The organism is Pantoea pleuroti, assembly GCF_014156615.1.
Taxonomy (GTDB): domain Bacteria; phylum Pseudomonadota; class Gammaproteobacteria; order Enterobacterales; family Enterobacteriaceae; genus Pantoea; species Pantoea agglomerans.
Genome location: NZ_SBFD01000001.1, coordinates 592265 through 604362, shown reverse-complemented (window position 1 = coordinate 604362; position 12098 = coordinate 592265). Strand labels below are relative to the sequence as shown.

The 12098-nt window shown below is 52.4% G+C and carries 17 protein-coding genes; 8 read left to right on the top strand and 9 right to left on the bottom strand.

Annotation, left to right across the window (positions count from 1 at the left end; translation table 11 throughout):
* Window positions 1-57 precede the first annotated feature (57 nt).
* The 3 genes from zinT (at window position 58) to EPG66_RS02955 (ending at window position 1443) form a co-directional block, all read left to right on the top strand.
* Window positions 58-705, top strand: coding sequence for a metal-binding protein ZinT (gene zinT / locus EPG66_RS02965; RefSeq protein WP_022625726.1), 648 nt, complete (start codon window positions 58-60; stop codon window positions 703-705).
* Window positions 706-845: 140 nt separating this feature from the next.
* Window positions 846-1166, top strand: coding sequence for a type II toxin-antitoxin system RelE/ParE family toxin (locus EPG66_RS02960; protein ID WP_010245489.1), 321 nt, complete (start codon window positions 846-848; stop codon window positions 1164-1166).
* The gene (locus EPG66_RS02955; protein WP_064704402.1) at window positions 1159-1443 is read left to right on the top strand and encodes a helix-turn-helix domain-containing protein; all 285 of its coding nucleotides are present in this window, start codon (window positions 1159-1161) and stop codon (window positions 1441-1443) included. The genes EPG66_RS02960 and EPG66_RS02955 overlap by 8 nt, the downstream gene beginning before the upstream one ends.
* 105 nt (window positions 1444-1548) lie before the next feature.
* Here the strand turns inward: EPG66_RS02955 and EPG66_RS02950 are convergent, their stop codons facing one another.
* A complete protein-coding gene (locus EPG66_RS02950) occupies window positions 1549-1914 on the bottom strand; it encodes an MmcQ/YjbR family DNA-binding protein (RefSeq protein WP_010245482.1) in 366 nt (121 codons plus the stop codon).
* A gap of 101 nt (window positions 1915-2015) precedes the next feature.
* Here EPG66_RS02950 and EPG66_RS02945 point away from each other — a divergent pair, with 101 nt between their 5' ends.
* Window positions 2016-3026 (top strand): apurinic/apyrimidinic endonuclease family protein, encoded by a 1011-nt coding sequence (locus EPG66_RS02945; RefSeq protein WP_182685928.1) that lies wholly within the window; start codon window positions 2016-2018, stop codon window positions 3024-3026.
* Here EPG66_RS02945 and EPG66_RS02940 read toward each other — a convergent pair.
* The 3 genes from EPG66_RS02940 to EPG66_RS02930 all read right to left on the bottom strand — a co-directional run bounded on the left by EPG66_RS02940 (window position 3019) and on the right by EPG66_RS02930 (window position 5367).
* Entirely contained in the window at window positions 3019-3882 is an 864-nt protein-coding gene (locus EPG66_RS02940; protein ID WP_010670060.1) for an SDR family oxidoreductase, read from the bottom strand. The two genes, EPG66_RS02945 and EPG66_RS02940, sit on opposite strands and share 8 nt — an antisense overlap.
* Window positions 3883-3971: 89 nt before the next feature.
* Window positions 3972-4820 carry a manganese catalase family protein gene (locus tag EPG66_RS02935; RefSeq protein ID WP_031591488.1) on the bottom strand — a complete coding sequence of 283 codons (849 nt, stop codon included), beginning with the start codon at window positions 4818-4820 and terminating at the stop codon, window positions 3972-3974.
* Between the two features lie 289 nt (window positions 4821-5109).
* Window positions 5110-5367: a biofilm development regulator YmgB/AriR family protein gene (locus EPG66_RS02930; protein ID WP_022625723.1), complete on the bottom strand. Its 258-nt coding sequence runs from the start codon at window positions 5365-5367 to the stop codon at window positions 5110-5112.
* 538 nt (window positions 5368-5905) lie between these two features.
* On the opposite strand from EPG66_RS02930, the gene EPG66_RS02925 reads away from it, so the two are divergent.
* Window positions 5906-6130, top strand: a complete 225-nt coding sequence (locus tag EPG66_RS02925) for a hypothetical protein (RefSeq protein WP_010245468.1) — start codon at window positions 5906-5908, stop codon at window positions 6128-6130.
* A 109-nt stretch (window positions 6131-6239) separates the two neighbouring features.
* On the opposite strand, the gene EPG66_RS02920 is transcribed toward EPG66_RS02925, so the two are convergent.
* A complete protein-coding gene (locus tag EPG66_RS02920) occupies window positions 6240-6491 on the bottom strand; it encodes a hypothetical protein (RefSeq protein ID WP_033779254.1) in 252 nt (83 codons plus the stop codon).
* Window positions 6492-6828: 337 nt separating this feature from the next.
* Between EPG66_RS02920 and umuD the strand changes: the two genes are divergently transcribed.
* The 3 genes from umuD (at window position 6829) to EPG66_RS02905 (ending at window position 9746) form a co-directional block, all read left to right on the top strand.
* Window positions 6829-7248, top strand: coding sequence for a translesion error-prone DNA polymerase V autoproteolytic subunit (gene umuD / locus EPG66_RS02915; protein WP_031591483.1), 420 nt, complete (start codon window positions 6829-6831; stop codon window positions 7246-7248).
* A 2-nt stretch (window positions 7249-7250) separates the two neighbouring features.
* Window positions 7251-8519 (top strand): translesion error-prone DNA polymerase V subunit UmuC, encoded by a 1269-nt coding sequence (gene umuC, locus EPG66_RS02910; RefSeq protein WP_182685926.1) that lies wholly within the window; start codon window positions 7251-7253, stop codon window positions 8517-8519.
* 612 nt (window positions 8520-9131) lie between these two features.
* Window positions 9132-9746 (top strand): TetR/AcrR family transcriptional regulator, encoded by a 615-nt coding sequence (locus tag EPG66_RS02905; protein WP_022625720.1) that lies wholly within the window; start codon window positions 9132-9134, stop codon window positions 9744-9746.
* 540 nt (window positions 9747-10286) lie between these two features.
* On the opposite strand, the gene EPG66_RS02900 is transcribed toward EPG66_RS02905, so the two are convergent.
* From EPG66_RS02900 to EPG66_RS02885, 4 genes are all read right to left on the bottom strand, one after another.
* Window positions 10287-10559, bottom strand: coding sequence for a hypothetical protein (locus EPG66_RS02900; RefSeq protein WP_039391871.1), 273 nt, complete (start codon window positions 10557-10559; stop codon window positions 10287-10289).
* Window positions 10560-11003: 444 nt separating this feature from the next.
* A complete protein-coding gene (locus tag EPG66_RS02895) occupies window positions 11004-11234 on the bottom strand; it encodes a YgdI/YgdR family lipoprotein (RefSeq protein WP_010245445.1) in 231 nt (76 codons plus the stop codon).
* Between the two features lie 15 nt (window positions 11235-11249).
* Window positions 11250-11483, bottom strand: coding sequence for a YgdI/YgdR family lipoprotein (locus tag EPG66_RS02890; RefSeq protein WP_115764933.1), 234 nt, complete (start codon window positions 11481-11483; stop codon window positions 11250-11252).
* 373 nt (window positions 11484-11856) lie between these two features.
* Window positions 11857-12060 carry a hypothetical protein gene (locus tag EPG66_RS02885; protein ID WP_003848989.1) on the bottom strand — a complete coding sequence of 68 codons (204 nt, stop codon included), beginning with the start codon at window positions 12058-12060 and terminating at the stop codon, window positions 11857-11859.
* Window positions 12061-12098: the final 38 nt, after the last annotated feature.

The window sequence follows — 12098 nt, the reverse complement described above, 5'->3', positions numbered from 1 at the left end:
AGAAATGTTATATCATAACATTTCATTTTGTAACGTTGACCGGGGTATCAGACTTTGATGAATCATGCAGGTAAATGGATTGGGCTACTGGGCGCACTGTTAGTCAGCCAGCCGTCGCTGGCACACGGCACGCATGCACATGGAAAACCGCTGTCAGCCCTGGAGCAGAAAGCGGCAGAAGGGGTTTTTGCTGACAGCGATGTGAAAGATCGTCCGCTCGCTGACTGGGATGGCCTGTGGCAGTCGGTTTATCCGCTGCTGCAAAGCGGCGAACTGGACCCGGTCTGGCAGAAGAAAGCGCAGCAGGATCACAGCAAAACGGCAGAGGAGTATAAAGCGTATTACCGCAAAGGCTACGCCACCGACGTCGATACCATCGGTATTGAAAATGGCGTGATGGAGTTCCACATCGGCGATCAGGTCAGCGCCTGCCACTACCGGTATGCGGGCCACAAAATCCTGACCTATACCTCAGGTAAAAAAGGGGTGCGCTACCTGTTTGAATGCCAGGACGCGGGCAGCAAAGCGCCGAAATATGTGCAGTTCAGCGATCACACCATCGGGCCGCGTAAATCTGCCCATTTCCATATCTTTATGGGCAACGATTCTCAGCAAGCCCTGCTGGCGGAGATGGATAACTGGCCGACCTATTATCCTTACCAGATGATGAACTCACAGGTCGTGGAGGAGATGCTGCATCACTGAGTGCGGGGCCGGTGTTAGATGCCACGCTGTTCAGGGCTCTTACGCAAGGATAGCGACTGGATTCATTTCCCCCGTCTGAGGAAATATAGATCCTTGAGTTAAGTTAACTCATGAGTTAACTTAACTCCAACGGAGGATCTATGTTTGAGATAACGATACACAAGGACGCGCTCACTGAAATTAAGGCAATGCCAGAGATGCTCCGGGCTAAGCTGGCCCGGCAAATAGATAAACTGGCTGCCCGTGGAACTGATTTGAGAGAGCCGGATACCAAACCGTTAGGGTCGGGTTTTTTTGAGCTCAGGGCAAAGGCCAATGAGATTGGGCGAGCGGTGTATGTTTACCAGAAAGGCAGACGTATTTTTATCCTGAAAGCTTTTGTGAAAGAGACAAAGAAAACGCCAGCAGCAGTCATGACGGCAGCGGCGCACCGTTTAGAGGAGATGTTAAACGATGAGTAAGAAATCAGTTGCGTGGAAGACGGCCCGCAAAGAAATTTTATCTGATCCGGCTGTTCGCGAACATTACGAGGCAGAAGTTCGGGCAGAGCACCTGCGCGAGCAGTTAGCCAAATGGCGGGAAAGCGCCGGAATGACCAGCGCTCAGGTCGCGGAGGCGCTCGGTGTCAGCCCGTCGGCAGTGTCACGCACCGAGCGTCGCGCAGATAAAGCCACAGTTGAAACACTCGCCCGCTATGCCCGTGCCTGTGGCGTTGAAAATCCCCAGATCTCTCTTTGATTGAGAGATGACGGCAGGTGCCAGAACAATGCTGGCCCTGCTATTTATCTTGCCTGCTATCAAGCAAACTTTCTTTCCGGTGCACACGCACCCCCTCCACGGGTTTTATCCCACCCAGGCCGGGCGGCGCGAGGCGGGTATACCCTTAACCACACGCTGATACGAATCCTCAACCAACTGCTGAATCAAGCCAGGCGAGAGGTCATCACCGGGATAGGCCGTGATCCAGTGACGTTTATTCATATGATAACCGGCGGTGATCGAGGGATAGATCACCCGGTGCAGCTCCGCCTGCTGCGGCTCGCATTTCAGGGTGATAATCGGCACACCCCGCAGTTCGGTCAGTAGTAAAAACACTTTTCCACACACTTTATAGACCTGATGTTCCGGCCCGAATGGATAGCTGCATTCAGCGGCGGGCAGCCGCTCAGCCGCTTCAATGGCGATGCGCTGGATCTCATGGCCCTGCATAGTGAGTCTCCCTGTGATTATTCAGCCTGAGTCTGCGGCCCGCGACTGGCTGGTCGCCAGGGGCCTGTTACACTTCTGATAAGCATAAATCAGGAGCAGACATGAAATTAGGCTTTGCATGTAAGTATCTCAACAGCGATGGCAAACAGTTTTTCCCGTTTCGCGCCACCACCCGTAAACGGTTTCTGAGTTTATCGCACGATGAACGTCATCAGCTGATCTATGAGATTACCGTCACTAACCTCAACAATCTCTACCTGACGCTTGAGCATCTGGCCACCTTACCTGAGCCACTCAGGATGATGCGCATCGGCAGCGATCTGTTACCGCTCTATACGGTCCCCGAGGCCACGCCACCGTTCACCGAATTTCTGCCCGAACTCTATCCGCTCTTTGCCCGCTGTGGCGAGCTGGCGCGGGCGCATCACATCCGGCTCTCATTCCATCCCGGACAATATACCGTGCTCGCCTCCGATAATCCCGATGTGGTGGTGCGTGCGCTGGAGGATGTGGAGTATCACACGCTCTGCGCCTGTCTGATGGGATATGGCAAGACCTTCCAGGATTTTAAAATCAACATTCATATGAACGGCAAGGCGGGATTCGACGGCTTTAAACGGTCATTTAATCAGCTCAGCCCGGAAGCGCGGCGGATGCTGACGGTGGAGAATGATGAGATCTCCTGCTCGCTGGATGACGTACTGCAGGCAGCACCGCTCTGTCCGGTGGTGCTGGATATTCACCATCACTGGGTAAAAGAGAGTGAGTTTATTCAGCCGGATGACGCGCGTGTTGCCAGAGTGATCGAATCCTGGCGCGGCGTGCGGCCGGTGCTGCACTATTCGATTTCGCAGGAGGGGATGATTCCGCAGGAGGGCTGGCCCGATCAGCAGCAGCTGGGCGTGAGCAAAAGCAAGCTGCGGGCGCACTCTGACTACTTCTTTAACCCGACGCTGAATGCATGGGCACTGTCGTTTCAGGATTTCGATATCATGTGCGAAGTGAAAATGAAGAATCTGGCGCGGGAACAACTCTACCAGTGGGGGATAACGCAGAAGCTGATCACTCATCCCCTGGCCGAAGAGACCAGGGAATCGGCGAACGTTAAATAATGGCCACACCGCCCGTCACGGCGATGGTCGCACCTGAAATGTAGCTGGCTTCGTCACTGGCCAGCATCACATAGGTTGGCGCCAGTTCAGCAGGCTGACCGGCACGCTGCAGCGGCACTTCGCTGCCAAAGTTCTTCACCTGTTCAACCGGCATGGTCGACGGGATCAGTGGCGTCCAGATAGGGCCGGGCGCGACCGCATTGGCACGGATACCTTTTTCAGCCAGTAAGGCTGCCAGGCCGCCAGAGAAATTAACGATGGCGGCTTTGGTGGCGGAGTAGGCGAGCAGCTTCGGTTTCGGCTGGTCAGCATTGATCGAGGCCGTATTAATGATCGATCCACCAGCAGGCATATGCCGTGTTGCCGCTTTAGTGATGTAAAACATCGCGTAAAGGTTGGTCTTCATGGTCCGGTCAAACTCTTCGTCGCTGATCTCATCCAGCGATTCGCGCGTCATCTGATACGCCGCGTTGTTCACCAGAATATTAATCTCACCAAAGGCTTCGACAGCTTTATCGACCAGGGCGTTGCAGTGTGACGCCTCGGTAATATCGCCAGGCACCAGAACCGCTTTCTGTCCCGCTTCTTCAACCAGTCGGGCGGTATCCTGCGCATCCTCATGTTCATCAAGATAAGAGATCAGGACATCGGCCCCTTCCCGGGCAAAGGCAATGGCAACAGCCCGGCCAATGCCGGAATCGCCACCGGTAATAATGGCTTTTTTCCCCGCCAGGCGGCCGGAGCCCTGATAACTCTGCTCGCCGTGATCGGGCTGAGGCTGCATAGCGGCAGTTTTACCCGGCGGCGTTTGTTGCTGTTCGGCAAAAGGGGGTTGCGGGCGTTGAGTCGATGACATGAATATTCCTCCATAAAAATCCGTTAGCGTAAAACAGCCGGTCTGGCTCACACCGCGCGGTGTGGCCCGGACCGGCTCGCCTGTGCCAGTTAAGGCTTCGGTGACGTAATGCCGTCAATCTGCTCAGACTGCGCACCAGAACCGGGACGGGCATTGCCGAGCAGCGGCTCATCGCCCAGCATATCTGGCTGCTGTTTCGCGCTGAACTGACCATGGCCATCGTAAGCCGGGCCACTGCTCCAGCGACCTTCCGGCAGCGGTTTATCCAGCGAGGTATTCAGGCAGTAGTAAGAGTGCTCCTGCGCCTCATGTTCCTGCGGGAAGCTGTTCGGGATCGGCAGCGATGCGTTCAGTCCGCCCATCTCTTCGATCACCGCCAGCCACTGCTGCTGATGCATAGTGTCACGGGCGATCAGGAAGGAGAGGAAGTCCTTCATGCCCTTGTCTTCCGTCATGTTGTAGAGGCGGGTAGCCAGTACGCGGCCCGTGGCTTCTGCGGTGACGTTAGCCAGCATATCGGCCGCCACGTTGCCGGACGCATAGATATGACTCATATCAAAAGGCACGCCGTTGGCGTTAACCGGCATCGCTGCCAGACCGGAAGAGAGGATATGGCGGGGGTTCATTCCGCCCAGAATCGCATTAACCACCGGATCTTTCGCTGACGCTTCCTGGTAAGAGAGCGGGGCGCCTTCAAGGTTAAGCGCCACGGCGTAGCCCAGCATCTCGATATGGCTAAGCTCTTCGGTGGCGGTCGAGATCAGCAGATCACGAATCCGCACATCACCGCGCGCGCCCATCGCCTGGAAAAAGTATTGCATCGCTACACGAATCTCACCTTCGACGCCGCCGATGGCCTGCTGGAGCAGCATGGCAAATTCTGGATCGGGTTTTTCTACACGAACCGGGAATTGAAGTTTTGATGAATGATGAAACATGATTATTTTCCTCGTCTGTGTTTGCAGTGGATGCAGAAAAAGCCTGGACACAGATATCGGATAAATAAAGCGAAACGAGAGCATTTAATCGAAATTTCAGGTTGAATAAGTGGCGAAAACGGTGAATTTCAGAGCTATATATGGTCCGGCGGGGCAGGCAATCTTAGCGATGAGAAGAGGACAAGTGATTCAGTGCACGAGAAATAAAAAAAGCCCCATAACAGGGGCTGATTCCGGAAGGGAAAAGCATCCATGCTAATTCGCGTTCCCTCATAACAGACACAGATTTTTAGCTGTCGCTGGTCGCCGAAGCGCGCTGCAGAACATGTTCAAGCGCCTGACGGTAAATATCCTGCTTAACCACGTCACGCTCACTCTCCAGGCGGTGAATCAGGCCCAGCACAATGTCTTTATCGGAGACATGGGTTTTCGCATGGGCGAGTTCGGCATGGACTGCGGCAATAACCTGTTTTTCAGTGGTCAGCGCTGTGCCAGAGTTCATGAAGTAATCAGAAATCTGAGACTCTGTATTCATCGTTGTTTGCATGTCAGGCCTCATAAGAAATTGGGGGAAGAACGCGTCGATTCAGATCCGGTAACCGGCTGACGCAAAAAAAATGCATCTGAAGGTGGAAATCCACAACACCTTCAGATGCGGTGCAAAGCACCTTTCGTTACAAGTGATTTAACATCACGAGACAAAGTTATACAAGAATCGCAAAGTTGTACAATGAAATTTGACAAAATTTAACTGGTCGGTGGTGTATTTAAAAAGTATGTTTAAAGGGAAAAAAGAGGTTTTCGATGGTTAATTGAATAAATACAGTGAGTTGGTGAGGTTTTCAGAGGGGGGCGATTTTCAGACCAGGAGGCTGGGGATTGTGCTGACGATACATCAACACGTTAAAACCGCTTTTTTCCGCAGATTTCAGCCAAAGTTGTACAGGTTTCAACGCTGGAAAAGTGGCGGGTGCGATTGTGCTGCTGCAATCCTGGCCGTCTGACAGGCCATGCCGCATAATTCACTTCCCACGCCTGATGCAGAAGGCTAAGGTTGACCCCTTATTTATCACAAGGAAATGATCATGGTTCACGACTATTTCGCAATTCCGCCTGCGGGCATGACTCAGGAACAACATAAACGTTCGGTCGCCGTGGCTGCTGCTCTGTCAGTGGCAAAAGAGTCCGTCAGCGCCTCCACCTCGGCAACCGGCTCAAAAACCGCCTGGGATCTGCAGGCCGTGGCGAATGAAGTTGCTAATCTGGCCGACGCGATTCAGGATGCGCTGGAGAGTGACAGCGAGGTGTAAATACTAACCGGTATCGTCTGAGGCTGCTGCGGAGGCGGTGCAGGGGAGGACGGTGGCAGCGTTCAGGAGCCGATAAAGTCCGGCAATCGGACGCTGCCGGAAAGTCCGCTTATTCCATTGCGGGTGGCTCATATTTAATATACTGACGCAGGGCATCATGGATAGCCTGGTTATTGCCCTCTTCCAGACCGCGTTCGGCATACTCTTTCGCCAGCGCCGCCAGTACATCGTCAAACTTCCCTTTGTAATTGAGATTATTCAGCGCAATTTGCTGACCGAGTATCGCTTTTAATACCGTAGTCTCAACCGTTAACTGCGCAACTGCCTCTTCCAGATGTTTGATTCGATCGTCGTCTGCCATAACCCCTCCATGCTTAAAAAAAGCAGAATAACCAGCCCGCCCGTAATATTCAAACCTCTCCGAATGCCAGAGAAGCGTTGTCAGATTTTCCTTAAGTAAAAATAATCAGCCGGTGAATTTATAAGATTCTTTACTGTAAGAAGAAATCGACGCTATTCCGGCGGTGCGGCGAAAGTAACCCGTTTCCGCTTACTCTGACGGCAATGCGAAAAAACGTTTAAAAAAAAGTGCATTACCATCAACCCTTTCGCTTAAAGATGTCCCATCTCACTTGATTAAAAGGGGGATTAGCTATTACTGTGTTTATATACAGTAATCTGAAAAAAGGAGCGAAATTATGGAATTCATTAAACCTGCGGACATTCGTGCCGTTATGCCTTTACCGCTATATATCGAACGTGTGCCGTGCGGATTTCCATCCCCGGCGCAGGATTATGTCGAACAACGCATTGATCTCAATGCGCTGATGGTCCGGCACCCCAGCGCCACCTATTTTGTCCGGGTCAGCGGCGAGTCAATGATTGAGGCGGGCATCAATGATGGTGACATGCTGGTGGTCGACAGTTCACTCACCGCCTCACACGGCGATATTGTGGTCGCCGCGGTCGAAGGTGAATTCACCGTTAAACGTCTCCAGCTTCATCCCTGCCTGCAACTGATGCCGATGAATACCAAATTTAAACCGATCGCTATCCAGACCGAAGATGCGCTGGAAGTGTTTGGCGTTGTAACCTTTGTTATTAAAGCGACCCACTGACCATGTTCGCGCTGGTCGATGTGAACTGCTTTTACGCGTCGTGTGAAACCGTTTTCCGGCCTGACCTTAAAGGTAAACCGGTAGTAGTGCTGTCGAACAATGACGGCTGCGTGATTGCGCGCAGCGCCGAGGCAAAGAAAGCCGGCATCAAAATGGGCGCGCCCTATTTTAAAATGCGTGAAGAACTAACGCGTCACGCGGTGCAGGTCTTCAGTTCAAATTATGCGCTCTACGCCGACATGAGCCATCGGGTGATGACCATACTGGAAGAGATGGCGCCGTCGGTGGAGATCTACTCAATCGACGAGGCCTTTATGGATCTCACCGGCGTGCAGAACTGTATGGCGCTGGAGACCTTTGGTCATCAGGTCAGAGAACGAATAGGCAAAGAGACCCATCTGACCGTGGGCGTCGGCATTGCACAGACTAAGACGCTGGCCAAGCTGGCGAATTTTGCGGCCAAAAAGTGGAGCAAAACCGGCGGCATTGTCGACCTGTCGAACCCTGAACGACAAAAAAAGCTGCTGGCGCTGATTGATGTAGCGGATGTCTGGGGCGTGGGTCATCGGATCGGCAATCGGCTCAACGCGATGGGCGTTATGACGGCAAAAGATCTGGCCGATCAAAGCACCGAGTCCATCCGCAAACAGTTCAGCGTCGTGCTGGAGCGCACTGTCAGAGAGCTGCGTGGCGAATCCTGTCTGGAGCTGGAGTCAGTGACGCCGGTAAAACAGCAAATTATGTGTTCGCGTTCGTTTGGCAGCCGTATCTCCGACTACGATCAGATGCGCGAAGCCGTCTGCGCGTATGCCGAGCGCGCGGCGGAGAAGCTGCGCCGTGAGAATCAATATTGCCGTCAGGTAGGGGTATTTGTGCGCACCAGTCCGCATGCGACTGACGAACCCTTTTATGGCAATCAGTCGATGGAGCAACTGCTGATTCCGACACAGGACACACGCGACATCATCAGAGTTGCAATGGCGTGCCTGGATAACATCTGGATTGAGGGACATCGCTATATGAAGGCGGGCATCGTGCTGGGGGATTTTTTCAGCCAGGGCGTGGCTCAGTTTGATCTGTTTGACGAACATCAGCCACGCCGCAACAGCGAAGAGCTGATGAAGCTGATCGACACAGTCAACAAGCTCGGCAGCGGGAAGTTGTGGTTTGCCGGGCAGGGGATCAACAAAGCCTGGTCGATGAAACGCGAGATGCTGTCGCCTGCCTATACCACCCGGATAACCGATCTGCCTGTGGTTGCGCTTAAGTGAAGGCTGACCCGATGTTCCTCTGCTGCTGAAGCCGCGGCCTCTGCTAAAAGCTTTTTTTATCACGCGATTAAAGTGGCAGGAAGTTATGCTTTTCCTGACCCGATGAGTAGTTTTTCATCGGGTATTTTAAGCAAATTACCAGGTAAATATAATGAATTTCAGGCAGTTTGAAGCCAGAGTGATGCTCTGACCTGCAATACATTTCACAGCAATCATAAAATCCCGCCATCATGACGAATATGAGATTTATGCGATCGACGATAACAGCAATATAAAAACCCGACTCTTTCTATGTTTTGCTGACAATGAAAACCACGCCAGCCTGCTTATTAAGCAATTTACATTATGGCTGATAAAAATAAACGCGCTGAAGCGCAGCCAGCAGCGGGAAAAAGGCCGCACAGAGACAACATCCTTATCTGAATGAACCGCGTCCGGCTTGCACCGCAGACCAGACTGCGGCTGGTCAGACAGCGGCGAATCATATTAACGCATCCGGGAAATAACGGGCCGTCTGCGCGTGACGGGCGACGGACGGCCTATCTTGTTACCCGCGCCTGGGATAGAATCGCCATTGATTTTGACAGCAACACACCCCCCAGGCCGGTAACAATGACCACGACAGCCACAACGTATAAAAACAAAGAGCGGGGACGCCCCAGAGAGTTCGGGATCGAACAGGCTCTGGATCACGCCATGATCGTTTTCCGGCAAAAAGGCTATCACGCGGCCTCAATGAACGATCTGGGTGAGGCGATGCATCTCTCCGCAGGCAGCATCTATAAGGCGTTTAAAGATAAGCGCTCGCTCTTCCTGCTGGTATTCGAACGCTATCTGTTGCTGAGAAATAGTGAGTTGCACCGTCGTCTGGCACCCTGTGCCAGCGGGCGGGGGAAAATAACCGAGCTATTGCAGTTTTACCTGGATTCGGCACGTGCCACAGAGGGTCGTTGCGGCTGTCTGGTCGTCGCCAGCGCGATTGCGCTGCAGACGATGGATCAGCCACTCGCGCAGCGCATTGATGAGGTCGTTCAGCGTAATCAGCGCTTCCTGGTCTCGCTGCTGGAGCTGGGGCAACAGGATGGATCTATCGATAACACGCTGGACAGCGAGGCGGCAGCCGGTTTAATTCTCTGCATTGCTTTTGGATTGCGGGTGGCAGGTAAGGTCAGCGATGTGACTAACGAAGAAAAGACGCTGGCGCTGGCATTGAAAGTACTGGGGTAACCAGGCAAGACCGCTCGATCAGTAAACAGACTTCCCGGACCAGGGCTTCCAGACAGAGAAATTCTGCACTCTCCTTTCCCCTCATCTGATTATGTGCCAGGCTTTCACGCTTTATCCTGTAGCGAAGAAAATTAAGGCGCGTTTCGTGAAAACCTCAATCATACTGACACTTGTGGCAGCCATTGGCTGTTCTGTTTTTGCCGCCCGTGGTGGGTTTGAAACCCCTACAGCGAAACATCCAAAAACGCTGCAGGTGACTGAAAACGGGGAGCCGCTGACGCGCTGACCGTAACGGCAGGTGGGGAGAGGCCGACGATGGCCGGTTAACGGCCAGACCGCAGGCTGATGAGTGCAGAGTAATGGCACTCATCAATGGGTGTCTGGCCGTTAACCGGCCGTGACGGGAGCCAGGTGCAGAGCATTGCAATTCACGTTCTGGCCGACAGGCACTATTCCACTGCCACGCTGTCCCGGCGTCTCTGGCCGAGAGGCCAGGCGCGCGCCCGGCACCCAAAATAAACAGCAATGACCCGCCCATAACTAACGATAATCTCTAAGATTAACCGGTGCCTGTCCGGTCTCGACCAGCCAGTTTAATTCGGCACGGTCGCGCGTTGAGGATTCGATAAAACCTTTGAGCCAGTTCCGCGCATCGGCAATCTGCGTGACCCGCTCATCGTTGCGCTCCTGTTCGGCCATGTCGCTCAACTGGCGAATCAGTGCTACCAGCGTAATTTCCTGTTCGTCAAACGCCAGATTAATTGCAGCTTCACCAAGAATCATATGACCGGTTGTTTTGTCGTGATAAACCATCTGCACCCTCCTGATTAAGTAGCGATATAAAGAGTCTAGTTAAAGGCGCTCCGGACTAAAAGGTGGGAAACAGCAGGGCACTATGATTAAAATTTACCGAAAATAAAGTGAACCTTTAAGCGAGGCGGTAAACCACTCATATCAAAGCATAAAAGCTGGCCGAGGTTATTCTTCAGAAATAAACTGAGCTATTATGCTGGTTAAAAACACGGTGAGTTGCCGGAAATTCAGATAAGGGCGGAGCGGCGAATTTCGTTATCAGATTATTATCTGCACGACTACCCGCACGGTTGCCTGCAATATTATTGCCACGCCGCAGCAGATATTTCTGATTTAAAAACTACCGGGGAATAAAACCAGGCCTGTGTGCCACTTCGTGGCCAGGCGCAGATAAAAATAAAGCCGCCCATGGGCGGCTTTATACATCGGGCAACAGCGATCGGTTTATTTCTTAGGTACTTCAGAGACCGCTTTGACGTCCGCTTTATTAATCTGCTGCTTCACGCCATTTGCATCGGTATAAGCCAGCAGACCTGCATCCGATTCAGAAGGCTTGCCATCACTAATAATGGTGCGTCCATCGTTAGTCTGAATCGCATAACTGGTACGGGTGCAGCCGGTTAATACGGTCATACCAATCAATGCGGCGAGAGGTAAAATCAGCGCTTTTTTCATCTTATTCACCTTATATTAGTTGTCGAGTTCACTCATGTTACTGATCTCGTTACGATTGATCTGCTCAGTTTTTCCTGTCTGAGCATCGCGGTAAGAAACCAGACCAGTATCTGAATCAATCTGCGGTTTGCCATCGGTGACAATCGTGCGGCCATCGGTGGTCTTAATCGACTGGTTTGAGGCACAACCTGTCAGCGTACCTAAAGTGAGAGCCAGCAACGCGACGGCTGACAGGGATTTCATTTTCATTTTCATTTTTTCTGCTCCATGAAGTATATCCGAACGTTTACAGCATAGTCGGCTTTATCAGGTTTGCTGGCTCTGCCGCGTCTCGCTGCCTGTTTTTTAAACAAAACCGGAGTGTATGGTGCTGATTAGGGGGCATGGCGGCGTGAAATAGCATTTATTGCAAATGTACCCAGCCGTTCTGTGCCATTTCAGCAGAGGATGCGCTGTATCAAAATAAGATCGATGCTGATGCGGGAAATAAGCACGGCAGCCAGAGCGGATATTTCCGTAGAAGCCGGAATAGCTGTGCGGAAATAGTCAGCATCGGGATGAATGTCTGGCGGGATTCACAGGTCCGATACCCTGAAGGCTATCGGACCCGTGGAGAAGGGGATCAGAGGATGGAGTCTTCGCCTGCTTTGGCGGCCGCTTTTTCTGCTTTCATGGCGCTGACCGGGTCTGATGCGCTCAGCCAGCGGTCAAATTTCTGGTAGGTGTCGATAAAAGTTTTAAAGTAGCTGCTGGCGATGGTGGCATTCTCTTTGTGGTTCATAAACGCCACTGCCAGCTTAAATGCATCTTCGTTATCAAATTTCATGTTTGTCTTCCTCGCTTAAGATCTATAGAGCGTAGCCT

Excerpts from the sequence above, each read along its gene's own strand:
- zinT (WP_022625726.1), top strand. The coding sequence starts at position 58 with ATGAATCATGCAGGTAAATGGATTGGGCTACTGGGCGCACTGTTAGTC.
- EPG66_RS02960 (WP_010245489.1), top strand. The coding sequence starts at position 846 with ATGTTTGAGATAACGATACACAAGGACGCGCTCACTGAAATTAAGGCA.
- EPG66_RS02955 (WP_064704402.1), top strand. The coding sequence starts at position 1,159 with ATGAGTAAGAAATCAGTTGCGTGGAAGACGGCCCGCAAAGAAATTTTA.
- EPG66_RS02950 (WP_010245482.1), bottom strand. The coding sequence starts at position 1,914 with ATGCAGGGCCATGAGATCCAGCGCATCGCCATTGAAGCGGCTGAGCGG.
- EPG66_RS02945 (WP_182685928.1), top strand. The coding sequence starts at position 2,016 with ATGAAATTAGGCTTTGCATGTAAGTATCTCAACAGCGATGGCAAACAG.
- EPG66_RS02940 (WP_010670060.1), bottom strand. The coding sequence starts at position 3,882 with ATGTCATCGACTCAACGCCCGCAACCCCCTTTTGCCGAACAGCAACAA.
- EPG66_RS02935 (WP_031591488.1), bottom strand. The coding sequence starts at position 4,820 with ATGTTTCATCATTCATCAAAACTTCAATTCCCGGTTCGTGTAGAAAAA.
- EPG66_RS02930 (WP_022625723.1), bottom strand. The coding sequence starts at position 5,367 with ATGCAAACAACGATGAATACAGAGTCTCAGATTTCTGATTACTTCATG.
- EPG66_RS02925 (WP_010245468.1), top strand. The coding sequence starts at position 5,906 with ATGGTTCACGACTATTTCGCAATTCCGCCTGCGGGCATGACTCAGGAA.
- EPG66_RS02920 (WP_033779254.1), bottom strand. The coding sequence starts at position 6,491 with ATGGCAGACGACGATCGAATCAAACATCTGGAAGAGGCAGTTGCGCAG.
- umuD (WP_031591483.1), top strand. The coding sequence starts at position 6,829 with ATGGAATTCATTAAACCTGCGGACATTCGTGCCGTTATGCCTTTACCG.
- umuC (WP_182685926.1), top strand. The coding sequence starts at position 7,251 with ATGTTCGCGCTGGTCGATGTGAACTGCTTTTACGCGTCGTGTGAAACC.
- EPG66_RS02905 (WP_022625720.1), top strand. The coding sequence starts at position 9,132 with ATGACCACGACAGCCACAACGTATAAAAACAAAGAGCGGGGACGCCCC.
- EPG66_RS02900 (WP_039391871.1), bottom strand. The coding sequence starts at position 10,559 with ATGGTTTATCACGACAAAACAACCGGTCATATGATTCTTGGTGAAGCT.
- EPG66_RS02895 (WP_010245445.1), bottom strand. The coding sequence starts at position 11,234 with ATGAAAAAAGCGCTGATTTTACCTCTCGCCGCATTGATTGGTATGACC.
- EPG66_RS02890 (WP_115764933.1), bottom strand. The coding sequence starts at position 11,483 with ATGAAAATGAAATCCCTGTCAGCCGTCGCGTTGCTGGCTCTCACTTTA.
- EPG66_RS02885 (WP_003848989.1), bottom strand. The coding sequence starts at position 12,060 with ATGAAATTTGATAACGAAGATGCATTTAAGCTGGCAGTGGCGTTTATG.